This is a genomic window from Oerskovia sp. Root918 (assembly GCF_001428945.1).
Classification (GTDB): domain Bacteria; phylum Actinomycetota; class Actinomycetes; order Actinomycetales; family Cellulomonadaceae; genus Oerskovia; species Oerskovia enterophila.
In genome coordinates this window covers 310,066-332,842 of sequence record NZ_LMJG01000001.1, presented here as the reverse complement: position 1 = coordinate 332,842, position 22,777 = coordinate 310,066, and the positions used below count along the sequence as shown (strand labels likewise).

Genomic DNA, 22,777 nt, shown 5'->3' with positions numbered 1-22,777 from the left:
GGAACCTCCGGTGATGCGTGGATCGGACTCAGGACAGCAGATCACACGTCGGCGGTCTTCCCCGCACCGCACGGGCCGCTCCCGGCACCGTAGGGTCGGGGCATGCGACTGAGCACCGTGATCCTGCCGATCTACCGCTGGTCCGAGGGCCGCGACGTCTGGCGCCGCGCGGAGGACCTGGGGTTCCACGCGGCCTACACGTACGACCACCTCTCGTGGCGGAGCTTCCGCGACGGCCCCTGGTTCGGCGCGCTGCCGACGCTCGCAGCCGCGGCCGCCGTCACCGAGCGGATCCGGCTCGGGACCCTCGTGACCTCACCGAACTTCCGCGAGCCCGTGACGCTCGCCAAGGACCTCATGACCCTCGACGACGTGTCGGGCGGGCGCATCACGCTCGGCCTCGGCGCGGGGACCACGGGGTTCGACGCCACGGTCCTGGGCGGCGAGGGCTGGTCGGCTCGCGAGCGCGCGGACCGGCTGCGGGACTTCACCGCGCTGCTCGACCGTCTGCTGACCGAGCCCGCGGTCACGCACGACGAGGGTCACTACCGCGCGCACGAGGCCCGGACGATCCCCGGACCGGTCCAGGAGCCGCGCGTCCCGTTCGCGATCGCCGCGACCGGCCCGCGCGGCCTGCGCCTCGCGGCGCGCTACGGCCAGGCGTGGGTCACGACGGGCGACGACCGCGTCGGGACGGACGGCACCCCGGCTGCGTCGCGCGCGGCCGTCGGCGCCCAGGTGACCCGGCTCGAGGCGACGTGCGCCGAGGCCGGTCGCGACCCGGGCAGCATCGAGCGCATCCTCCTGACGGGGTTCACGCCTGACCGGCCGCTCGACTCGGTCGACGCGTTCGTCGAGACCGCGGCCGCCTACCGCGACCAGGGGATCACCGAGATCGTGCTGCACTGGCCCATCGCGGACTCGCAGTTCGCGGCCGACCGGGCGACGTTCGAACGGATCGCGACCGAGGGCCTCGCGCAGCTCGGCTGACGCAACCGGGGACGGTAGGCGGGGCCGGGCGGCGAGGCCGACCGGCCCCTGCGGCAGCCCGGCCCCGCCTGCCCGCCTGCAGCGGCCGCGCTCAGCCCTCGACGACCCCGCCGGCCCCGGTCACGACCCCGGGCGTCTCGCGCTCGGCGCCCCGCGTCTCGGTCGAGATGCGGAGCGCGGCCACGAGGTCGCGGTACAGCTCGTCGGACGCGAGCAGCTCGTGGTGCGTGCCGCGCGCCCGCACGCGGCCGTCCTCCATGACGAGGATCTGGTCGGCGTCGATCACGGTCGAGAGCCGGTGCGCGATCGTCACGACGGCCCGCTCACGCGACAGGTCCTCGATCACGGCGTGGACCGCGGCCTCGGTGAGCCCGTCGACCTGCGCGGTCGCCTCGTCGAGCAGCAGGACCTCGGGGGCGTGCAGCACGGCACGCGCGAGCGCCACGCGCTGGCGCTCGCCGCCCGAGACCGTGGTGCCGACGAGCGAGGTGTCGAGCCCGTCCTCGAGCGAGCGGACCTTGGCGTCGAGGCGCACCTTGGCGAGCGCGTCCCACATGGCGTCCTCGGTCGCGTCGGGGTCGGACAGGCGCAGGTTCTCGCGGATCGTGCCGGGCACGACGGGCGTCTCCTGCTCGACGTACGCGATGCGCGAGCGCACCTCGTCGAACGTGTAGCCGTCGTAGGGTCGCCCGTCGAGCAGCAGCGTGCCGGACTCGGGCTGGAGGAAGCGCAGGAGCAGCGAGAACGTCGTGGTCTTGCCCGCCCCCGACGGGCCGACGATCGCGACCTGCCCGCGCCGTGGGACGTCGAACGTGAGGTCGCGGACCACGGGCTCGCCGCCGGGCAGGTAGCGCGCGGTCACGTCCTGGAACGCGAGCACGGGCGTCTCCCCCACCTGGTCCGGAGCGGGGTGCGCGGGGTGCGCGGCGCCGTCGGGCAGGGCGCTCCCCCGGCCCGACGACGGCACGCGGCCTCCCGCCGCGCCTCGCCAGGGTGCGTCCCCGGACGGGGTGGAGGCCCGCTCGGGCTCCTCGATCTCGATGGCTTCGACCTCGCGGATGCGGCCCGCGGCCGCGATGCCGGCCTGGAGCTGGCTGACGTTCTGCGTGAGGCTCGTGACGGGGTCGACGATCTGGAACGCGTACAGCAGGAACGCGACCAGGCTCGAGACGGCGAGCAGGCCCTGGTCGACGCGCCATGCGCCGAGCGCGAGGATCACGATGATCGCGAGCTGGATGCCGCCGCCCGCGATGGTCCAGGCGACGGCCTCGGTGCGCACCGACCGGACGCTGTGCCGGGCCGCGTCGCGCGCGTCGTCGACCACGCGGTCGATCTGGCGCTGCTCGGCGCGGCTCGCCTTGATGGTCCGCAGCGCGCGCAGCCCGCCCTCGAGCACGCCGCCGAGCCGGCCGAGAGACTCCTGCGCCTGCTCCTGGGCCTTGGCGATGCGCGGCATGAGCGACCCCACGAGCACGCCGATGATCACGATCGCGAGGAGCGTGGTGCCGAGCAGGACCGTGTCGAGCACGGCCATGAGGACGATCGTCCCGACCAGCCCGACGACCGCGTTGACCAGGTTGACGATGCTCGACGACGCGGCCTCGCGCAGCAGCACCGTGTCCGACGTGACGCGCGTGACGAGCTCTCCCGTGGGGCGCGACCCGAGCGCCCCGACCTTGGCGCGGAAGAAGCGGCGCACCATCGAGGTGCGGGCGTCGAGCACCACGCGCTCGGCGAGCGTGCCGAGCAGGATCCACTGCCACAGCCCCAGGACGAGCCCCACGAGCAGGAGCCCGATCAGCAGCCCGACGGCCGGCGCGAGCGAGACCCCCGTGCCGAGCGTGTCGAGGACGCGCTTGGTGACCATGGGGGTCGCGAGGCTCGCGGCCGTGGTCCCGAGCCCGAGGACCAGGCCGAGCGCGAGCGTGCGTCGGTGGGGCCGGACGAAGGTCCACAGGACCTTGAGGCGTGGGAGGAGCGGCCCCTTCGGAGCAGGGGCCTGCGGGGTCTCGGTGGTCGGGTCGGTCGACGCGGGGGCGGTGGCGGCCATGCGACCAGTGGAACACGCGTGTCTCATTTCAGACAAGAGACGTCTCACCCGTTCGCGGATACGCTGAGCACGTGACAGCCAGCGACACCGCCGCCGCGCCGCGCGAGGCGAGCACCGACGCTCCCGCCGCCGCGACGCCGGCGACCCCCGAGGCCCCCGCGACGGGCGCCCGCGCCCGGACCCGGCGCGCGATCCTCGACGCGGCCGTCGAGGTGTTCAGCACCAACGCCTCAGCCTCGCTCGGCGAGGTCGCCCAGGCCGCGCAGGTCGGCCGGAGCACGCTGCACCGCTACTTCCCCGAGCGCGCGGACCTCATCCGGGCCGTCGGCACCGAGGCGCTCGACCGCACGCGGGCCGCGATCCGTGCCGCGCGCCTCGACGACGGCGACCCCGCGGCCGCGCTGCGACGGCTCGTGATCGAGTACTTCGACCTGGGCCCCTGGTACATGCTCCTGTTCCACGAGGCCTCGCTCGCCGAGGACGAGGCGTTCTGGGAGGAGAGCGAAGCGGCCGAGGCCCCCGTCCGTGCCCTGTTCGCACGAGGCCAGGAGGACGGCGCGTTCGACCCCACCCTGACCGTCTCCTGGAACCAGCGCACGGTGTGGTGGACACTGTTCAACGCCTGGTCGGTCATGACCGAGGACGGTGCGTCGCGCAGCGACGCGCTGCGCATGGCGGTCCGCAGCGTCGAGGGCGTGGTCCTCGCGGCGCGGAGCACTCCTCCGTCCTGAGCACCCGCACCGACGACCCGCACGAGCGAACCGAGGACGACCGCATGAAGAACATCCGCTGGGCGAGCGTCCTGACCGTGCTCGGGTGCGCCGTGGTGGGGCTCGTGAGCCTGTTCTCGCTGCTCCGGGGCCGCACGTGGGCGTGGTTCCCGCTGCTCGTCGCGGTCGCCGTGGGCTTCCGCGAGATCCGCTACCTCCAGCGGATCGACCACCAGCGCAACGCCCCGCGGTAGTCTCGGCACCTGCCTCGCCCTGCCCGCCGCACACCCCGGACCTGCCCCTCAGGGGCGTCCCGGAGGGGATGTCCCCCATCCGACGGGCGCCCGTCATCCTCCGGGAGGACGAGGGCCTCGCCGAGGATGGTTCGGAGGGCCGATGTGCCGGCGACCCTCCCCCGCAGAGACTGGTGGCACGCCCCGCGACAGCGAGGGCGGCCAACTTTCCCTGGGGAGGAACCATGACCACGCAGGTCACGACCTCGGCGCCGATCCGCGTCGCACTCCGCGGCCACGACTCGACCGCGCGCCGTGCGCGCTCGTCGCAGCGCCCGGACGGCTCGCGTCCCGCCTCCCTGCCCGACGACGGAGCGCCCGCCCCGCAGTCGCGTCGTCCGGGTGCGACGAGCGACCCGTCCGACCGTGCGAACGGCTGGCTCGTGGCCGGCTCGGTCCTCGTGGCCATCGCGCTGTTCTCCGCGCTCGCGCTCAGCTCGTTCGCGACCCTGGGCTGACCGGCCGACACGTCAGGACCCGCAGCACCCCGCAGGACCCGCGTGACCTCGAGGTCTCGCGGGTCCTGCCGCGTCACGGCCCGTCCCGCGCGGCTCAGAGCCGCGGGTCGACCGGCTCCGACTCGAGCGCCAGGACGGCGAACACTGCCTCGTGGACGCGCCACAGCGGCTCGCCCGCCACGACGCGCTCGACGGCCTCGAGACCCAGCGCGTACTCGCGCAGCGCGAGCGACTGCTTGCGTCCCAGCGACCGGTCGCGGAGCCGTTCGAGGTGGTGCTCCTGGGTGTACTCGGGCCCGTAGATGATCCGCAGGTACTCGCGGCCCCGGACCTTGAGCCCCGGCTGGACGATCCCCCGGGGCCCGCGCACGAGGTTCGCGAGCGGCTTGACGACCATCCCCTCGCCGCCCGCCTCGGTCATCTCCTCCCACCAGCGGACCCCTTCGGCGCGTGAGGCCTCGTCGGCGAGGTCGACCACGAGACGACGCGTGGGCCGGAAGAGCACCGGGTCGGCCTCGACCAGGCGGTCCGCGATCCCCAGGTGCCACAGGTGGTCACGGGTCGCGTAGGTGGCACCGGTCGCAGTGCCGGGGGCGGGCGCGACGTCCGCCGCCGGGCCGTCGAGCGGAGCGGGAACGCCGTCGACCGTCGGGGCGGCGGAACCGTCCGCACCGCTCGCGAGCACCTGGAACGGGGCGAGCTGGACGCCGTCGAGCCCGTCGACGGGCCACCGGTAGCGGCGGTACGCCTCGGTGTACCTCTGGGCGTCCTCGGCCCGCGACGCCGTCCGCGCCCGCAGCCCCTCGACGTCGACGCCGCGCGCGGCGGCCGCGTCCAGCGCAGCGAGCGCGGGCGGCATGACGGCCCGGGCCGCGGCCCCGACGCTCGCGTACTGGTCACGGATGAGCTGGTCGGCCTTGGCCGACCACGGCAGGATCTCGGCGTCGAGCAGGACCCAGTCGGCGCCCAGCTCGTCCCACACCCCGGCCCCGTCGAGGGCCTTCGCGACGCGCTCGAGGAGAGCCTCCGCCGTCGGGCCGGAGAAGAGCGGGCGACCCGTGCGCGTGTGCGCGACGCCGCGCCCGCCCGGCGGGGCGTCGACCCCGAAGCGCCACGCCGAGGCCCCGTACGCCTCGCGGCACACCAGCACCACGGCGCGCGACCCCATGTGCTTCTCCTCGCACACGACCTGCCCGACGCCGTCGCTCGCGTAGGCCGCGAACGCACCGTCGGGGTGCTCGAGGTAGCCGGGCAGACGCGACGTCGCGACCGGGCTCATGGTCGGCGGCAGGTACAGCAGCGCGCGCGGGTCCACCGCGAACCGGCTCATGACCTCGAGCGCGCCCGCGGCGTTCTCCTCGGGGACCGTGATCCTGCCCCGCGTGCCCGTCACGACCGAGCGCCTGCCGAGCACGTCGGTCACGTCGAGGACGTCGGGGTCGCGCTGCCGGAGAGCCCCTTCGGCACCTGCCGCGTCGCTCCCGGCGTCGGGCAGGAACGGGCGCGCGGGCTCGTAGTAGACCTGGGCCGCGGGCACCGAGACGAGCTCCTTCTCCGGGTACCGCAGCGCGGAGAGCTTGCCGCCGAACACGCAGCCCGTGTCGAGGCACATCGTGTTGTTGACCCACTCGGCCTCGGGCGTGGGCGTGTGCCCGTAGAGCACAACGGCCTGACCGCGGTACTCGTTCGCCCACGGGTAGCGCACGGGCAGCCCGAACTCGTCGGTCTCCCCCGTCGTGTCGCCGTAGAGCGCAAAGCTGCGCACCCGACCCGAGGCCCGCCCGTGGTACGACTCCTTGAGCCCTGCGTGCGCGACCACGAGCCGCCCGCCGTCGAGCACCAGGTGCGAGACCAGGTCACGGCAGAACGTCTCGACGTCCTGGCGGAACTCCTCGGGCTCGTCGGCGAGCTGCGCGAGCGTCGTCTCCAGCCCGTGGCTGACCGTCACGTTGCGCCCCGAGAGCGCGCGCACGAGCTTGTGCTCGTGGTTGCCCGGGACCGCGAGCGCGTGGCCCGCACGGACCATGCCCATGGCGAGGCGCAGGACGCCCGGCGAGTCCGGTCCGCGGTCGACGAGGTCGCCCAGGAACACCGCGCGGCGGCCCTCGGGGTGGGCGGCGTCGACCGGGCGACCGGCCTCGTCGCGCTCGATCACGTAGCCCAGCTCGGTGAGCAGGGTCTCGAGCTCGGCGCGGCAGCCGTGCACGTCGCCGATCGCGTCGAACGGCCCGGTCTGGTCGCGGAGGTCGTTCAGCAGGGGCTCGCGGGCGATCGTGGCGCGGGCGATCTCGTCGACGCCGCGCAGCACGTGGACCTTGCGGAAGCCCTCGCGACTCAGGGACTTGAGCGACGAGCGCAGCGCCTGGCGCTGACGCTTGACGACGTGGTCGCCGAGGTCGCGGTCGGGGCGGGAGCGGTTGCGCTCGATCGCGACGGACTCGGGCACGTCGAGCACGATCGCGACGGGCAGGACGTCGTGCGCCCGCGCGAGCGCGACGAGGCTCTTGCGCGCTGCGGACTGCACGTTGGTCGCGTCGACGACCGTCAGGTGCCCCGCCTCGAGCCGCTTGCTCACGATCGTGTCGAGCACCTCGAACGCCGCGGCCGTGGCCGACTGGTCGTTGACGTCCCCCGACACGAGGCCTCGGCAGAAGTCCGAGGACACGGCCTCGAAGGGGGCGAAGCGCTCGCGCGCGAACGTCGACTTCCCGGACCCGGACACACCGACGAGCACCACGAGCGAGAGCTCGGGCACGGTCAGGACGCGGGGTTCCCCGCTGGTCACGTGCTGCTCGGTGGTCATGCCCCTGCCTCCGTCGATCGGGTGAACAGCGCCATCTGCGTCGGCGAGCCCAGCCCGCGCGGCCCGACGTCCTCGGGCCCGACGTCGCGGAACGTGACCGCGTAGCCGTGGCGGTGCGCGACGCCACCGGCCCAGGCCTGGAGCTCGGCCCGCGTCCACTCGAACCGGTGGTCCGTGTGACGGTGGCCGTGCTCCTCGAGCGTGGGGTACAGCGCGTTGTACTCGACGTTCGGCGTCGTCACCACGACCGTCCCCGGCCGTGCCTCGGCGAACACGACGCGTTCGAGCGCGCCCAGGCGCGGCGGGTCGACGTGCTCGATCACCTCCATGAGCACCGCGGCGTCGAAGCCCGCAATCCGCTCGTCGCGGTACGTGAGCGAGGACTGCACGAGCTGCACGCGCTCGCGCTCCGCGTCGCTCGCGTCCTCGAGACGGAGGCGGGTCGCGGCCCGCTCGAGCTCGCGCGCGGCCACGTCGGTGCCGAGCAGCCGCGTGAAGCGGCGGTCGGCGACGAGGAGGCGCAGCAGGGCGCCCTCGCCGCACCCGAGGTCGACGACGCTGCGCGCCCCGACCTCGTGCAGGGCCGCGACCACGGCCTCGGCGCGCTGCCGGGCGAGCGTGGGCGCCCTGGTCCCGACGGCGTCGCTCCCCGCGGCGGTGACGTCGCCCTCGGCCGGGGCGTCCTCGGACTCGGCCCCGGCGTCGGCGGGCAGCGGGCCGCCGTCGAGCGTCACGAGGCGGTCGGTCGCGTCCTCGACGTACCGGCGCTGGTGCGCGAGGTAGCGGTGCATGATCTGGTCGCGCTCCGGATGCTCGGCGAGCCATCCTTCGCCCGCTCGGAGCAGCTTGTCGACCTCGTCGCCCGTGACCCAGTAGTGCTTGGCGTCGTCGAGCACGGGCAGCAGGACGTACAGGTGGTGCAGGGCGTCGGCGAGGCGCACGGTCCCGGTCAGGCGCAGGTCGACGTAGCGCGAGTCGCCCCACTCGGGCACGGTCGGGTCGAGCGGCTCGGGCGTGGCGTCGACGGTCCAGCCCAGGGGCCCGAACAGGCGCTCGGCGAGCCCCGCGCCACCGCGGCAGGGCAGCGCGGGGACGTGGATCTCGAGCGGGATCGAGGAGTCCGCGAGCGCCTGCCGGGAGTCGCAGCGGCCTGTCATCGCCGTCCGGAACACCGCGCCGAGCGCGACCGCGAGCATCGAGGAGGCGGCGTAGGGGCGGTCGTTGACGTACTGGGCGAGCGAGAACGCGTCGCGTCCGCCGAACCGCTTGTTGCGCACGATCCCCACGGGGTCGACCTCGAGGAGCAGCGCGACCGTGCAGCGCGCGGTGTCGGCCTCGGGATAGAAGACGTGCGCCGTGCCGACGGGAAGGTCGAACGACTGGGCTCGGGCGGGGTGCTTGTGCAGCAGGTACCCGAGGTCGGTCGCGTCCAGAAGGGCTCCGTGCTCGACGGACCCGGCCGGCGCGCCGGCGGTCGTCGTGAGGGTGACCAGCATGCTGTGCATGCTCCCACGGGGGCGCAACGGATTTAGGCTGGAGGTGGTCCGTGCGTCCGCGCGTCGACGACGACCGCGAGCGCCGTGTCCTCGACGGACGGAGCACTCATGTCCACGACACCCCAGGTCCCGCTCGGCACCTCCGGTGGGCCGACCGACGAGGGTCCGGGAGCCGACGAGTTCGCCGAGCGCCTGTTCGCGTCGGCGCTCGGCGCTCTCGACGTCTTCTCGGTGTACCTCGGCGACCGGCTGGGTTGGTACCGGTCCCTCGCGACGGACGGGCCCGCGACCTCGGCCGAGCTCGCGACCCGGACGGGGACGCAGGAGCGTTACGCGCGCGAGTGGCTCGAGGGGCAGGCGGTCGCGGGCGTCCTCACCGTCGCTCCCGGGCACGCGCCCTGGGCCGAGCCCACGACCCAGCCGGACCGCTCCCCGCGGGGTGAGCCTCCGTCGTCGGGCCCTCTCGTCACGGAGGCGGCGGCCCGCCGCTACGCCCTGCCGCCCGGCCCGGCCGAGGTGCTGACGGACGAGCACAGCCTCGCGTACCTGGCGCCGTTGCCCCGGCTGTTCGCGGCCGTGGGGCGCACGTTCGACGAGCTGCTCGGCGCGTACCGCGACGGCGGCGGGGTCTCGTGGGGGCGGCTCGGGCCGGACGCGCGCGAGGCGCAGGCCGACCTCAACCGGCCGTGGTTCGAGCACGAGCTCGCGGGCGCGCTCGGCCGGGTCCCTGACCTGCACGCGATCCTGTCGCGGCCCACCGCGCGGGTCGCGGACGTGGGTTGCGGCGCCGGGTGGTCGACGGTCGCGCTCGCGCGCGCCTACCCGCAGGCCCGGTTCGACGGGTACGACATCGACGGCCCCTCGGTCGAGATGGCGCGCGCGAACGCTGAGGCGGCGGGCGTCGCGGACCGCGTGGCGTTCCACGCCGCCGACGCCGCGGCCCTGCCCACGGACGCCCCGCTCGACGCGGCCTTCGCGTTCGAGTGCACGCACGACATGCCGCGCCCGGTCGAGGTCCTGTCGGCGGTCCGTCGGGCCGTCCTGCCCGACGGCGCCGTGGTCGTCATGGACGAGGCCGTCGCCCAGGAGTTCACTGCGCCGGGGGACGAGGTGGAGCGGCTCATGTACGGGTTCAGCCAGTTCGTGTGCCTGCCGGACGGCCTGTCGTCGTCGCCGTCGGTCGGCACGGGCACGGTCATGCGGCCCGCGACGCTCGAGCGGTACGCGCTCGACGCCGGGTTCGAGCGCGTCGAGGTCCTGCCGATCGAGGGGTTCAGCTTCTTCCGGTTCTACCGGCTGCACCACTGAGCGCCCCTGCCGGTGTGGCAACCGCTCGACGTCGTCGAGGCCGTCCGGCACCGTGCGGGGGCGTGGGGAGTGCTGTGGGCCGGGGTGAGCTCGCCGTTCCGGTTCACGTTCGGGTGGCTGAGGCTCCTGCCGGTCTTCTAGGTCGGGGCGGCCGGGGCGACGGCGTGCCGGTCCCTGCGCGGCCTGGCACCCTGGCCAGATGATCACCGAGCTGCACGTCGTCGACTGGCGCCGCCGCGTCCAGCACCTGTACGCGCGCGTCCGCGACCTGGCGGCCGAGGACCCCGCGGCCGCGCACGAGTACTGGGTCGCGTCGCGCGACGACCTCCTGGCCGAGCACCCGGCCTCGCCGCTCCTGCCCGAGGACCGTGCGGCTTTCACAGGTCTCCCGGTCGGTCCGTACGACGCCGCGATGCGCTTCGAGGTGCCGCTCGTGCCCGACCCCGCGCGGGGCACGCCGGACGCCGCACGGCTCGACGTCCCCACGGGCACCGACGGCGTGGTGCCGTTCGAGCGTGTCGGGCGCCTCGACCTCCCCGGCCTGGGGTCGCTCGACGTGTGGGCGCTGCGCTCGTACGGCGGCGGGCTGTTCGTGCCGGTCAAGGACCGGTCGCCTGCGACGTACGGCGGCGGGCGGTACCTGCTGGACACGATCAAGGGCGCGGACCTGGGTTCCGCGTCGTCCCGTCCCGTGCCCGACGGCGACGCACCCCTGGTCGTCGACCTCAACTTCGCGTACAACCCGTCGTGCGCCTACGACCCTGCGTGGGCGTGCCCGCTCGCCCCACCGGGGAACACGCTCGCGGTCGAGCTGGCGTGCGGAGAGCTGGTGCGGGCCGCGGCGTAGCGTCCGCCGGGCAGGTGTGCCGGACACGCCTGGCGCTACCCCGGAGTGTGTTTTCTCCGCAGCCACAACAATTGTGGTGGCTGCGCAGACGACGACCTCGGGAGCACCGAGGCCCGGGCGTCGCTCGGACGGGCGAGGCCGCCCCGGGTTCGCGGGCAGCACCTCAGTGCAGCAGCGTCTTCAGCCCGATGATGAGCAGGCCGAACGCCCCCGCGACCACGGTCTCGACCGTCAGCGCCCACCCCCGGACGCCCGCCCGGTGCGCCGCGAGGTGGCCGACGACCGCGAGCATCAGCACCGTGAACCACAGCGCGATCAGCGCGGCGTCCACCACGTCCAGCCCGAACACCCTCCCCACGAGGAAGACCCCGAGCGCGGGCACCCCGCCGATCAGCACCCACACCTCGTCCGACGACGCGAGCCTCAGGCGCTCGGTGATGGTGTGGTCGGTGTCGCGGAACCGCCCGCCGATCGCCGACACGTACACGTGCGCTGCCCAGTACCCCACGAGCACGCCGGCCACCGCGAGCATCACGAAGTCGCTCGACGCGTCGTGCGTGCTCGAGACCGCGAGCATGAACCCCGAGACCACGGCCCCGTACAGGAAGTCGGCGGGGCCACCCCGCGCGAACCGGTCGCCCAGGTTGTCGCGCTGGGCGTGGTGGTCGACGCTCTTCCACGAACGCGCGGCCTGCTCGCCCGCGCCGCCCTCGGCTCCGTCGTCGGAGCCGGCTGCCCGCGTCTCGTCACCGTCAGTCATCCGCGTCGCCTCCGGGTCGCGTCGGCCTGTCGCCGCCTCTCTCGTCACTGTAGCGACGCCGTCGGGCCCGGCGCGCGGCGACAGCCGCCAACCCGCCAGCACCGCGCGCGGCGACCGACCCGCCGATCCTCGGGCGACGTGCCCCACCGACCGACTGACGAGCAGCGCTCTCCCACGGCCTCGCCGCAGCATGCCCCGCCCGCTGCGCGCGGTGTACCGTCCCGTTCATGAGTGCCGCACGAAGCAACACCCACGCGCAGGCGGTCGACGCGGCGATCGAGCTGTTCACCCGGAAGGGCTACGAGCAGACGACCGTCGAGGACATCGCCGACGCCGCGCAGATCAGCCGGGCCACGTTCTTCCGCCGTTTCCGCTCCAAGGAGGACGTGGTCTTCGCGGACCACGAGCTGCTCCTGGACGCCGTGGTGGTCCTCCTCGGGGAGACCCGGCCCGCCGCCCGCGGCGTCACCCCCGAGGAGCTCGAGAACGTCGACCCGTACGTCGAGGTGTGCAAGGCGGCCCGGCTCGTGTTCGACCACCACGTGGGCCAGCGCGAGACGTCGGTCGCGCGGCACCGCCTCCTGCAGGACGTGCCGGCGCTGCGCGACCGGGAGCTCGTGACCACGCACCGCTACGAGCGCGCGTTCACGTCCTACCTGCGCGACACCCTGCCCGCCGACACCCGGCACTCGACCGCGTCGGTCGCGTTCGCGGCGTCGGTCGTCGCGGTGCACAACGCGATCCTGCGCCGCTGGCTGCGCGACCCCGACCAGGACCTGCGCCCCGAGCTCGAGGAGGCGTTCGCGGACCTGCGGCGCGCGGCGCGCAACCCCGCGGGCCCGACGGCGGAGCCCACCACCGCGTCCACGTCGCCCGCACCGGCGCGCACGCAGGGCACGGCTGGCACGGCAGGCGCCGAGGGCAGGGTGGGCACGGCAGGCACGGAGAGCACGGACGACCAGGCTGCCGCCGCTGCTGGCACCGCACCGAACCGCCGCGTCGTGGTGACCGTGCTCGACGGCGACGCCGACCCCGACGTGGTGGCCCGGGCCGTGCGCGACGCGTTGGGTGCGTGATTCGGCTGCGACTCGCCGGGCGTGTCGCAGCCGAACCACGCACTCGGCTCAGCACCGATGAGCCCGGGAATGCACGGGTAGCATCTGCGGTTGCAGCACACAGCAAGCAGTACGCACGAACGTGCTCCGGGGTCGGTGCAATTCCGAGCCGGCGGTGACAGTCCGCGACCCGCGCCCACGCGCGGTTGACCTGGTGGAACTCCAGGACCGACGGTGAAAGTCCGGATGGGAGGAAGCACGTGCGGCGCGGCCGTCCCCGGCCGGGCTGGGCACGACGTGATCGTCGTGTCCACCCCCGACCGTCCGGACCGGTCTCGCCGTGGTGAGCGCCGCCGTCGGGCAGCCCGGACAGGGCTCCCCCGACCCGGCGCCCGCCCTCACCCCGGAGCCGACGTGCCCGGGACGAGGGAACATCGATGGACCTGCTCCACGCGCTCTTCGACGCGCAGCTGACGATCGGCGGCCAGCACCTGCTGTGGCGCGAGATCGTGGGCAACGGGTTCGGCCTGGCCTCCGCGCTCGGCGGCATGCGGCGCAAGATCTGGGCATGGCCCGTGGGGATCGTCGGGAACCTGCTGCTCCTCACGGTGTTCCTCGGAGCGGTGTTCGCGACGCCCAACCCCGTCAACCTCCTCGGCCAGGCCGGGCGCCAGGTCATGTTCGTCGTCGTGTCGGTGTACGGGTGGGTCCAGTGGCGGCGCACCCGTGCGCGCCTCGACCAGGACGCGGCCGGTCTCGACGCGGACAGCCACGGCGTCTCGGTCGAACCGCGATGGGCCACGTGGCGGCAACGAACGTTCCTCGTCGTGGCGCTCGTGGGCGGGACGCTCGTCCTGACCCCGATCTTCCGGATGCTCGAGTCCTACGAGCCCGTGTGGGCCGACGCATGGATCTTCATGGGTTCGCTGCTCGCGACGTACGGCATGGCCAAGGGATGGGTCGAGTTCTGGCTGATCTGGGTGGCCGTCGACGTGGTGGGCGTGCCCCTGCTGGTCGACGCCGGCTTCTACGCGTCCGCGTTCATGTACGTGTTCTACGGGGCGTTCACGCTCGTCGGGTTCTTCGTGTGGTGGCGCATCGACCGGCGCTCCAAGGCACTGGAGGTCGCGGCGAGCGCCCCCGCCACCACCCCCTGAAGCCACCCCTTGCGTCCGGGTGGGCCGGGCGGATACTCGAAGGTGCGCCCTGCTCGCGCCGGGCGCACCACTTCCGGCCCGATGACGCGAGGACGCGACGGGAAAGGCGGCACCATCATGGTCACGCGACTCAACCCCTACCTGAACTTCCGCGACGAGGCACGGCAGGCGATCGAGTTCTACCGCGACGTGTTCGGCGGCGAGGTGACGATCAGCACGTTCGCCGACTTCCAGGCCTCCGAGGACCCTGCCGACGCCGACAAGGTCATGCACTCCCAGCTCGAGTCCCCCACCGGCCTGGTCCTCATGGCCGCGGACACCCCGAGCTCGATGGAGGTCCCGACCGGCGCCGGCTTCTCGATCTCGCTGAGCGGCGAGCAGCCCGACGACGCCGAGCTGCGCGGCTACTGGGACAAGCTCTCGTCGAGCGGGAGCGTGACCGTGCCGCTCGAGGTCGCGCCGTGGGGAGACGCGTTCGGCATGTGCGTCGACGGGTTCGGCGTGAGCTGGCTCGTGAACATCGCCGGGGCTGCGCGGGCCTGAGCGCTCCCCCTGGTCAGGCCGGGCACCGGGCCCGCCCGTGATACCCCGTCTCTTGACCTGAGACGGGATATCACGCACCATGGGGGGTATCGCCCGACACCGACGTCCGGCCCGACCCCGGGAGCATCCCCCATGACGATCGAGAACCCTGTCCGCCAGAACGTGACCGAGCCGGACTACGACCTCTCGCAGCCGCTCGGCATCGACTACGCCGGCGCGTTCTCGGACGCGACCGACGCCGACCGCGACCTGCAGCAGCGGGTCCGCACGTTCGTCCAGGACGAGGTCCTGCCCGTGATCGACGGGTACTGGGAGCGCGCCGAGGTGCCGTTCGGTCTGGCCAAGCGCATGGGCGAGCTCGACTTCCTGCGCGACGGCGTCGACGTCCCCGGTGCGCCACGGATCAGCCTCATGGGCGCCGGTCTCGCCGAGATGGAGATGTCGCGCGGCGACGGCTCGGTCGCGACCATCTGCGGTGTCCAGGGCGGCCTCGCGCTGCGCTCGATCCAGCTCCTCGGCTCGGACGAGCAGAAGGCCGAGTGGCTCGGCCCGCTCGCTCGCGGCGAGAAGCTCGGCGCGTTCGCCCTGACCGAGCCCACGCACGGCTCGGACTCGGTCTCGCTCGAGACCACGGCCCGCCGCGAGACCCGCGACGGCGTCGAGGGCTTCGTGATCGACGGCGAGAAGAAGTGGATCGGCTTCGGGTCGTGCGGCGACATCACGGTGCTGTGGGCGCGACTGGTCGGCGACGAGGGCGACAACCAGGTGCACGGGTTCCTCGTGCCCCAGGACACCCCGGGCTACGCGGCCACGACCATCGAGGGCAAGGTCTCGCTCCGCGCGATCTGGCAGGCCCACATCGTCCTGACCGACGTGTTCGTCCCGGCCTCGGCCATGCTCCCGGGCGGACGGTCGTTCAAGGACACCGGCCGCGTGCTCCAGGCGACGCGCCTCGGGGTGGCATGGTCCGCCGTCGGGCACGCGACCGCCTGCTACGAGACGGCCGTCGCCTACGCCACGCAGCGCGTCCAGTTCGGCCGCCCGCTCGCGGCCAACCAGATGGTCCAGGAGCGGCTGACCCGCATGCTCTCGACCCTCACCCAGATGCAGCTCCTGGTCGCGCAGATGACCCGCCTCGACGAGGCCGGGCAGCTCTCCGGCCCGCAGGCGTCGATCGCCAAGTACACGAGCACGCGCGGCGCACGCGAGATCGCGGCGAGCGCGCGCGACATGCTGGGCGGCAACGGCATCCTCCTCGCGAACCGCGTCGCGCGGCACTTCGCGGACATCGAGGCCCTGCACACCTACGAGGGCACCGAGAGCGTCCAGGCCCTCATCGTGGGTCGCGACATCACGGGCGTCTCGGCGTTCGTGTAGCCCCCTGCGGCGGCGCTCCCCGTACCGGGAGCGCCGCACCCTCTCCTGCCACACCTGGCCCGCAGCGGCCACCCGTCGACACCACAAGACCACCCGGCGCCGTACCGGACCTCCTCGTTCACCTGACACGCACGGCGCCGGGTCCCCTTCCCCCACGGAGCACCTCATGAGCAACGACGCCCACGTCCCCGTCCTCCTGCACGGTGCACGCACGCCGTTCACGCGCTTCCAGGGCGCGCTCGCGTCCCTGTCGGCGAACGAGCTGGGCGCGCACGCGATCCGCGGCGCGCTCGAGGCCGCGGGCGTCGCGGCCTCCGACGTCGACGCCGTGATCATGGGCCAGGTCATCCAGGCGGGCGGCGGCCAGGGTCCGGCCCGTCAGGCCGCGATCGCGGCCGGCATCGGCTGGGACGTCCCCACGGTCACCATCAACAAGCTGTGCCTGTCGGGCCTGACCGCGATCATCGACGCGGCGCGCCTGGTCCGCACGGGCGAGGCGTCGGTCGTCGTCGCGGGCGGCCAGGAGTCCATGACGAACGCGCCGCACCTCGTGCTCGGCTCGCGCAAGGGCTTCGCGTTCGGAGACGTGACAATGGCGGACTCGCTCACCCACGACGGTCTGCGCGACCCGTTCGACGGTCAGATCATGGGCGAGGCCACCGACCGCGGCTGCACCACGCGCGGCATCGGCCGCGCCGAGCAGGACGAGTACGCTGCCCGCTCGCACGCCCTCGCGGCCGCGGCCCGCGCGGAAGGGCGCCTGGCCGAGGAGATCGCCCCGGTCACGGTCCCGCAGCGCAAGGGCGAGCCCGTGGTCATCGCCGACGACGAGGGCATCCGTCCCGGCACCACGGTCGAGGCGCTCGCCCGCCTGCGTCCCGCGTTCGTCGCGGACGGCACCATCACCGCCGGCTCGTCGTCCCCGCTGTCCGACGGCGCCGCGGCGGTCGTGGTCGTCAGCAAGGCCTTCGCGGTCTCCCGCGGCCTCACGTGGCTGGCCGAGATCCGGTCGGCCGGCCAGGTCGCCGGCCCCGACAACTCGCTGCACTCCCAGCCCGCCCGCGCGATCGAGCGTGCGCTCGAGCGCGAGGGCATGAAGGCCGACGAGCTCGACCTGGTCGAGATCAACGAGGCCTTCGCGGCCGTCGCGCTCCAGTCGGTCGAGGACCTCGGGATCGATCACGCGGTCGTCAACGCCGACGGCGGCGCGATCGCCCTGGGTCACCCGGTCGGCGCGTCGGGCGCGCGCCTGGCCCTGCACCTGGCCCTCGCCCTCCAGCGCCGCGGGGGTGGCGTGGGCGCTGCCGCGCTGTGCGGCGGCGGCGGCCAGGGGGACGCGCTGATCCTGCGCGCCTGAGTCCTTCCCCTCGCGTCGCGCGGTGCTGCCTCACCGCGCGACCGGCGGCCCGCCCGGAGGTCCCCTTCGCCTCCGGCCGGGCCGCTTCTTCGTGCCCGACGGCGTGCGGCGTCCAGGGCGTGTCGCGCTCCCCGGGCGAGCGGCGCCGTCGTGCGACGATGAGCCCGTGCCCGAGACCTCCGCCGCCCGGCCCGCCTCGACCGGACGCCGGTTCCTCGCCTGGGCCCTGCGTTCGCCGTGGGCACTGGTCGCGGGCTTCGTGCTCGTGCACGCCTGGCTCGTCGTCGATGCCCTGACCTGGGGGTACCGGATCTCGGGCGACGTGCAGCTCTACCGGGTCTGGGCGCGCGCAGGCTGGGACCGCGGGATCTGGCCCGTGCTGGACTACGACTGGGTCTACCCGGTCGGGGCGCTCGTGCCGGTCTCGGCCCCCGCGCTCCTGGGGACGTCGTTCGAGGCGTACTACGCGCAGTTCCTCGTGCTGATCGTCGCGCTGAACGCGCTCGCGCTGTGGTTCCTCGCGCGGCTGCCGGGGCGCGGCCGTGTCGCGGCCTGGTGGTGGCTCGCGTTCCTCGTCGCGCTCGGCCCCATCTTCCTGGGCAGGCTCGACGGCGTCGCCGCTGCCCTCCTCGTGATCACGCTCGCGCTCGCGGTACGCCGCCCGGCCGTGGCGACCGCGATCGCGACGTTCGGTGCCTGGGTCAAGATCGCCCCCGGGGCCGTGGTCGTGGCGCTCCTGACGACCGCGAAGCGCCCGTTGCGCACGGTCGTGCTCCCGGGCGCTGCGGTCAGCGCGGTCGTCGTCGCGCTCGCCCTCGCGGGCGGAGCGGGCAAGCGGGTGCTCGGGGTGTTCGGGACCCAGGACGCGCGGGGCCTCCAGTCGGAGTCGGTGTTCGCGACCCCGTTCAGCGTGCTGCGGCTGTTCGACCCCCGGTTCCGGGTCTGGATGAACCAGGACATCCGCACGCTCGAGATCTACGGCCCCGGCACCGCGGTGACGGGACGGCTGCTCGACGTGCTGCTGCCCGTCGCGGTGCTCGCGATCGCGGCCCTGTCCTGGTGGGCCGTGCGGCGGCGCCCCGAGGTCCGCACCGACGTGTTCCTCCTGTCCGTGACGGCCCTGCTGCTGAGCCTCATCGTCTTCAACAAGGTCGGATCGCCGCAGTTCGTCGCGTGGATCGGGCCTCCCGTGGCCGTCGCGATCGCGCTCGCCGGACCTGGCGCCCGCTCCGTCTGGTCGGCGCCCGCGCTGGCAGTCCTGGGCACCGCTGGTCTGACGCAGCTCCTCTACCCGGTCGCGTACGACGAGTTCATGGTCGGGGAGCCCTGGATCGTCCTGGTCGCGGCCGTGCGCAACCTCGCGCTCGTGGTCCTGCTCGTCGGGGCCGTGGTCCAGCTCGTGCGGCTGGGGCGAGGGGCGGCGGGAACCGTCGCGTCGACCGTCGTGGCCGAGCCGCACGCGTCACGGCCAGACCCCGGGCCCGTGGCGAACGCCTGACCACTGATGCCCGGCTGCCTCTCACGCGGGACCGGGGCGCATCCCGGGCGCAGGGCGCTCGGCGGTCACGAGGCCGTGGTCGAACGCCGCGATGACGAGCTGGGCACGGTCGCGGGCGACGAGCTTGGCGAGCAGGTTGCCGATGTGCGTCTTGACGGTGCCCATGGAGATCGTCAGCCTCCGCCCGATCTCCTGGTTGGACAGCCCACGGCCCACGAGCGCGAGCACCTCGACCTCCCGGCTGGTGAGGAGCGGCGGCGCCACGGCCCCGCGCTGCGGCCCACCGTCGAGGTAGTGCCCGACGATCCGCGCCAGGACGGCCGGGGCGAACAGGGACTCGCCGGCATGCGTACGCCGGACGGCGTCGACGAGGCTCGTGGGCTCGGCGTCCTTGAGCAGGAACCCGCTCGCGCCTGCGCGCAGGGCCCCGTGGACGTACTCGTCGAGCTCGAACATGCTGAGCACGAGGACGCGGGTCGACGTGAGGTCGGGGTCGGCCGCGATCCGGCGCGTCGCATCGATCCCGTCACCGCCGGGCATGCGGACGTCCATGAGGACGACGTCGGGGCGGGTCCGGCGCGCGACCTCCACCGCGGCCTCGCCCGAGCCCGCCTCGCCCACGACCGTGAGCCCGTCGGCACCGTCGAGCACGAGCCGCAGGCTGTGACGTATCAGGGGCTGGTCGTCCACGACGAGCACCCGTACCGGCACCGTCACGACTGCGCTCGTCCCAGCAGGCCGGCGGCCGGCGGGGCCGGGTCCGGCAGCACGACCGTCACGCGGAAACCTCGGGAGGAGGGCCCCGCGACGAGAGAGCCGCCGAGCGACTCGACCCGCTCGCGCAGGCCTGCGAGCCCCATCCCCGCCCCCGGGTGAGGCTCCCACCCGACGACGGGCCCGTCGTCCTCGACGACCAGCCGCAGGCCCTCGGCGTCGCGGCCGAGGACGACCGAGGCACGCGTCTGCCCCGCGTGTCGCAGGACGTTGGCGAGGGCCTCACGGACCACCGTGCACACGCAGAGGCCCACCCCTGCCGAGGCCACGACCTCCTCGGCGTCGAGCGCGACGTCGAGGCCCGCGCCCCGCGCAGTGGTGACGACACGCGGGAGGTCGGCGAGCGTCTCCGCCGGACGCAGCGGAGCCTCGTCGCCCGGTCCGCGCAGGACCGTGAGCATCCTGCGCAGCTCGGTGGTCGCGTCCCGGCCCGCGCGCTCGATGTCGGCCAGGGCGCGGGCCCGCTCGGCATCGCCGCCCGGCCCTGGCACCGTGCGCGCCGACGCCGCACGCACCGTGATGAGCCCCAGCCCGTGCGAGGCGAGGTCGTGCAGGTCTCGTGCGATGCGCAGCCTCTCGGCCTGAGCGGCCCGTTCCGCCGCCCAGCCCGTCAGGTCGTCCTCGAAGGCACGTCGCTCGCGCCGGGAGCGGACGAGGGCCCAGGCCAGCACGCCCGCCGCGACCGCGGTCGCACCCAGCAGGACGGCGAGGGCCTCGACGGGGCGACCGACGCCGAGGGTCGCCAGGGCGAGCACGAGGGCCGCGACGAGACCGCCCGCGATCGGCCAGACGCGGGATCGCAGCACGGGTCGGGCGGTCGTCTCCATCCACCGGAGTCTAGGGACGCGCCGCCGGACGCACATCGGCCCACGGTCCGAGAGACCGCGGTCCGAGAGACCGCGGGCCGAGGCCCGGACCCCAGGTCCGGCCTCCGGTCCGATGCCCTGCGCGCTCCTGGCGGCTGGACTGTGGGCATGTTGAAGATCGAGCACCTCGTCAAACGCCACGGTCCCCGCACCGTCCTCGACCGCGTCGCCTTCGAGGCCCGGCCGGGCCGCGTGACCGCCTTCCTCGGGCCCAACGGAGCCGGCAAGTCGTCGACCCTGCGCATCCTCCTCGGCCTGGACCGGGCCGACGAGGGTCGTGCCCTCGTCGGGGGGCAGCCGTACAGGTCGCTGCGCGACCCGCTGCGCACCCTCGGCTCGATGCTCGACGGCTCCGGAGCGCACCGCTCCCGCACGGCCCGCAACCACCTCTCCTGGGTCGCGCGCAGCAACGGGATCTCGCAGAGGCGCGTCGACCAGGTGCTCGAGCAGGTCGGGCTCACGGCCTCCGCCCGGACACGGGTGGGGCGCTACTCCCTCGGCATGGGACAGCGCCTGGGGCTCGCGTGCGCACTCCTGGGCGAACCCGAGGCGCTCGTCCTCGACGAGCCCGTCAACGGTCTCGACCCGGAGGGCATCCGGTGGATCCGTGGCCTGCTCCGTGCGCACGCTGACCACGGCGGCACGGTCCTGCTGTCGAGCCACTTCATGGGCGAGGTGGCCGACATCGCCGACGACCTCGTGGTCATCTCGGGCGGTCGGGTCGTCGCGGACGGGACGCTCGCCGACGTGACCCACCGCTACGACACGCTCGAGGACGCCTTCTTCGCGCTCACGAGCGACGGACAGGGGACGGTCCGGTGAGGGGGTGGAACGTGTTCGTCGCCGAGCTGCAGAAGATGCTGGCGCTGCCCGGGGTGTGGACCGGGGCTGCGGTCGCCGTCCTCGGGACGGCCGCGCTGACCCTGCTCAACGCGGTCGGCGTCCGCGACGCGCTCGTCGCCGGACGTCCCGAGGACACGGGCTACGGCTCCGCGTTCGACACGGCGTTCGCCGCGATGCCGATCGGGACCGTGGGCGCGGTCGTGATCGGCGTGATCGCGGTGAGCAGCGAGTACACCGCGAACAGCCCGGACGCCGGAGGCGGTCGGCAGATCGGTACGACGCTCGTGGCCGTCCCGCGGCGCGCGAGCGTCCTCGTCGCGAAGGTGACCGCGGTCGTCCTGCTCGTGATCGCCACGGCGGTCGTGGCGGTCCCGGCGAGCGTCGCACTCGCCGAGGTGATCATCGCCGACGCCGCGACCGCGACCGTCCCGCTCGACGAGGCCGTCCGGCGCTGCCTCGGCGCGGCCCTCTACTGGACCCTCACGGCGCTCCTGGCCCTGGCGGTCACGGTCTTCACGCGCAGCGGGGTCGTCCCTCTCCTGGTGCTCGTGGTCAACAGCTCGTTGGTGTCGGTGTCGCTCCTGCTCACGATGCTCACGCCGCTCGCTCACTGGCTCCCCGACATGGCCGGCCGCAGGCTCTTCGGGGACGTCGACACCGTCGCGGGCGGCCTGTCGCCCGGTCCCGGTGCGCTCGTGATGGCCGCGTGGGCCCTGGCGCTCCTCGCGGTCGCGGGCACCGTGTTCTCACGGCGGGACGCGTGAGCGCCGGGGGGTTGGCGTCCGTGGTCGCCGCGGAGCTCGACAAGCTCCGCACGCTGCCCGGCCCGGTCCTCGCGGTCGTCGGGACCACCGTGGTCGGAGCTCTGATCGCCGCCGCGCAGGCGGGTGCGGCCGCCGACCAGGGCCTGCCCGTCACCGCCCTCGATTCCACGCTCCGCACGGTGCCCTTCGTCGTGGCAGGCCTCGTGCTCGTCGGCGTGCTGCCGGTCTCCCAGGAGCACGCCGGTCGCCAGGTCGCCACGACCCTGACCGCGGTCCCGCGGCGCGGGCTCCTCGTCGCGGGCAAGAGCGTCGCGGCGATCTGCGCCGTCGGGCTCACCGCGGTCTCGGTGCTCGGCGCCTGCCTGGCCGCGTCCGCGGTCACGCAGCACCTCCTCGACGCACCCGCCGCGACGGGCGACGCGGGAGCGGGCCCGCTCCTGGGGGCCGCGGCGTTCCTGGTCGTCATCGGGGTGTTCTCGCACGCCGTGGCGCTGGTCGTGCGTCACCTCGTGCCCGCGCTCGTCGGCGTCCTCGCACTGGTGCTCGTCGTGTCCCCGCTGCTCGCGGGCGCGACCGAGCACGCGCGCTGGTTGCCGGACCGCGCCGCGTCGGCCTGGTACGACGCAGGCCCGAGCACGCTCGACGGGCCGACGGCGACGCTCGTCGCGCTCGCCTGGGTGGCGGTCGTCGGCGTCCTGGGTTCGTGGCGGTTCCTCACGCGGGACGCATGACGAGGTCGAGGCGCGGGTGGTCGGGCCCCAGCGCACCCCGGCAGCACCCACTCTAGTTGATAATGAGAGCGGTTCTCATTCTCTGCTACGGTGTGCG

General features: G+C 74.2%; 21 protein-coding genes and 1 riboswitch. Of the genes, 15 read left to right on the top strand and 6 right to left on the bottom strand.

Translation table 11 applies throughout. The features are described 5' to 3' along the window. Positions 1 to 102: 102 nt before the first annotated feature. Complete coding sequence (locus ASE27_RS01445; RefSeq protein WP_056645012.1) at positions 103 to 990, top strand: LLM class flavin-dependent oxidoreductase; 888 nt, start codon at positions 103 to 105, stop codon at positions 988 to 990. 91 nt (positions 991 to 1,081) lie between these two features. Here ASE27_RS01445 and ASE27_RS01440 read toward each other — a convergent pair whose 3' ends face one another. After that, complete coding sequence (locus ASE27_RS01440; protein ID WP_056645010.1) at positions 1,082 to 3,040, bottom strand: ABC transporter ATP-binding protein; 1,959 nt, start codon at positions 3,038 to 3,040, stop codon at positions 1,082 to 1,084. A 71-nt stretch (positions 3,041 to 3,111) separates the two neighbouring features. On the opposite strand from ASE27_RS01440, the gene ASE27_RS20060 reads away from it, so the two are divergent. The 3 genes from ASE27_RS20060 to ASE27_RS01425 all read left to right on the top strand — a co-directional run bounded on the left by ASE27_RS20060 (position 3,112) and on the right by ASE27_RS01425 (position 4,501). Continuing rightward, a complete protein-coding gene (locus ASE27_RS20060; RefSeq protein WP_056645008.1) occupies positions 3,112 to 3,771 on the top strand; it encodes a TetR/AcrR family transcriptional regulator in 660 nt (219 codons plus the stop codon). A 44-nt stretch (positions 3,772 to 3,815) separates the two neighbouring features. Beyond that, positions 3,816 to 4,004: a hypothetical protein gene (locus ASE27_RS01430; protein ID WP_056645005.1), complete on the top strand. Its 189-nt coding sequence runs from the start codon at positions 3,816 to 3,818 to the stop codon at positions 4,002 to 4,004. A gap of 224 nt (positions 4,005 to 4,228) precedes the next feature. Beyond that, on the top strand, positions 4,229 to 4,501 hold the full coding sequence (locus tag ASE27_RS01425) for a hypothetical protein (RefSeq protein ID WP_056645002.1): 273 nt from the start codon (positions 4,229 to 4,231) through the stop codon (positions 4,499 to 4,501). Between the two features lie 94 nt (positions 4,502 to 4,595). Here ASE27_RS01425 and ASE27_RS01420 read toward each other — a convergent pair whose 3' ends face one another. Continuing rightward, the gene (locus tag ASE27_RS01420; protein WP_056644999.1) at positions 4,596 to 7,304 is read right to left on the bottom strand and encodes a polynucleotide kinase-phosphatase; all 2,709 of its coding nucleotides are present in this window, start codon (positions 7,302 to 7,304) and stop codon (positions 4,596 to 4,598) included. Further along, on the bottom strand, positions 7,301 to 8,800 hold the full coding sequence (locus ASE27_RS01415) for a 3' terminal RNA ribose 2'-O-methyltransferase Hen1 (RefSeq protein WP_056646514.1): 1,500 nt from the start codon (positions 8,798 to 8,800) through the stop codon (positions 7,301 to 7,303). The genes ASE27_RS01420 and ASE27_RS01415 overlap by 4 nt, the downstream gene beginning before the upstream one ends. Before the next feature lie 108 nt (positions 8,801 to 8,908). Between ASE27_RS01415 and ASE27_RS01410 the strand changes: the two genes are divergently transcribed. Next, entirely contained in the window at positions 8,909 to 10,108 is a 1,200-nt protein-coding gene (locus ASE27_RS01410) for a class I SAM-dependent methyltransferase (protein ID WP_082608512.1), read from the top strand. A 199-nt stretch (positions 10,109 to 10,307) separates the two neighbouring features. Further along, on the top strand, positions 10,308 to 10,955 hold the full coding sequence (locus tag ASE27_RS01405) for a DUF1684 domain-containing protein (protein ID WP_056644996.1): 648 nt from the start codon (positions 10,308 to 10,310) through the stop codon (positions 10,953 to 10,955). A gap of 163 nt (positions 10,956 to 11,118) precedes the next feature. Here the strand turns inward: ASE27_RS01405 and ASE27_RS01400 are convergent, their stop codons facing one another. Continuing rightward, entirely contained in the window at positions 11,119 to 11,715 is a 597-nt protein-coding gene (locus tag ASE27_RS01400) for a hypothetical protein (RefSeq protein ID WP_056644994.1), read from the bottom strand. Between the two features lie 227 nt (positions 11,716 to 11,942). On the opposite strand from ASE27_RS01400, the gene ASE27_RS01395 reads away from it, so the two are divergent. The 6 genes from ASE27_RS01395 (at position 11,943) to ASE27_RS01370 (ending at position 18,702) form a co-directional block, all read left to right on the top strand. Continuing rightward, entirely contained in the window at positions 11,943 to 12,791 is an 849-nt protein-coding gene (locus ASE27_RS01395) for a TetR/AcrR family transcriptional regulator (protein WP_056644992.1), read from the top strand. A 117-nt stretch (positions 12,792 to 12,908) separates the two neighbouring features. Further along, positions 12,909 to 13,034: riboswitch (FMN riboswitch) on the top strand. A gap of 173 nt (positions 13,035 to 13,207) precedes the next feature. After that, positions 13,208 to 13,927, top strand: a complete 720-nt coding sequence (gene pnuC / locus ASE27_RS01390; RefSeq protein WP_056644990.1) for a nicotinamide riboside transporter PnuC — start codon at positions 13,208 to 13,210, stop codon at positions 13,925 to 13,927. 117 nt (positions 13,928 to 14,044) lie between these two features. Further along, a complete protein-coding gene (locus ASE27_RS01385) occupies positions 14,045 to 14,470 on the top strand; it encodes a VOC family protein (RefSeq protein ID WP_056644987.1) in 426 nt (141 codons plus the stop codon). A 132-nt stretch (positions 14,471 to 14,602) separates the two neighbouring features. After that, positions 14,603 to 15,847, top strand: a complete 1,245-nt coding sequence (locus ASE27_RS01380; RefSeq protein ID WP_056644984.1) for an acyl-CoA dehydrogenase family protein — start codon at positions 14,603 to 14,605, stop codon at positions 15,845 to 15,847. Positions 15,848 to 16,013: 166 nt separating this feature from the next. Then, positions 16,014 to 17,204, top strand: coding sequence for an acetyl-CoA C-acyltransferase (locus ASE27_RS01375; RefSeq protein ID WP_056644981.1), 1,191 nt, complete (start codon positions 16,014 to 16,016; stop codon positions 17,202 to 17,204). 166 nt (positions 17,205 to 17,370) lie between these two features. Next, complete coding sequence (locus tag ASE27_RS01370) at positions 17,371 to 18,702, top strand: glycosyltransferase 87 family protein (RefSeq protein ID WP_082608379.1); 1,332 nt, start codon at positions 17,371 to 17,373, stop codon at positions 18,700 to 18,702. A 21-nt stretch (positions 18,703 to 18,723) separates the two neighbouring features. On the opposite strand, the gene ASE27_RS01365 is transcribed toward ASE27_RS01370, so the two are convergent. Beyond that, positions 18,724 to 19,419 carry a response regulator transcription factor gene (locus ASE27_RS01365; protein ID WP_056644977.1) on the bottom strand — a complete coding sequence of 232 codons (696 nt, stop codon included), beginning with the start codon at positions 19,417 to 19,419 and terminating at the stop codon, positions 18,724 to 18,726. Beyond that, complete coding sequence (locus tag ASE27_RS01360) at positions 19,416 to 20,303, bottom strand: sensor histidine kinase (RefSeq protein WP_056644974.1); 888 nt, start codon at positions 20,301 to 20,303, stop codon at positions 19,416 to 19,418. The genes ASE27_RS01365 and ASE27_RS01360 overlap by 4 nt, the downstream gene beginning before the upstream one ends. Positions 20,304 to 20,450: 147 nt before the next feature. Between ASE27_RS01360 and ASE27_RS01355 the strand changes: the two genes are divergently transcribed. Genes ASE27_RS01355 through ASE27_RS01345 form a run of 3 tightly spaced genes read left to right on the top strand, consistent with a single transcriptional unit; the run spans position 20,451 to position 22,680 of the window. After that, entirely contained in the window at positions 20,451 to 21,164 is a 714-nt protein-coding gene (locus tag ASE27_RS01355; RefSeq protein WP_056644971.1) for an ABC transporter ATP-binding protein, read from the top strand. Then, complete coding sequence (locus ASE27_RS01350; protein ID WP_200955869.1) at positions 21,161 to 21,949, top strand: ABC transporter permease; 789 nt, start codon at positions 21,161 to 21,163, stop codon at positions 21,947 to 21,949. Before ASE27_RS01355 ends, ASE27_RS01350 begins: the two co-directional genes overlap by 4 nt. Further along, positions 21,946 to 22,680, top strand: a complete 735-nt coding sequence (locus ASE27_RS01345) for an ABC transporter permease (RefSeq protein WP_157257334.1) — start codon at positions 21,946 to 21,948, stop codon at positions 22,678 to 22,680. The genes ASE27_RS01350 and ASE27_RS01345 overlap by 4 nt, the downstream gene beginning before the upstream one ends. The last annotated feature ends 97 nt before the right edge of the window (positions 22,681 to 22,777 follow it).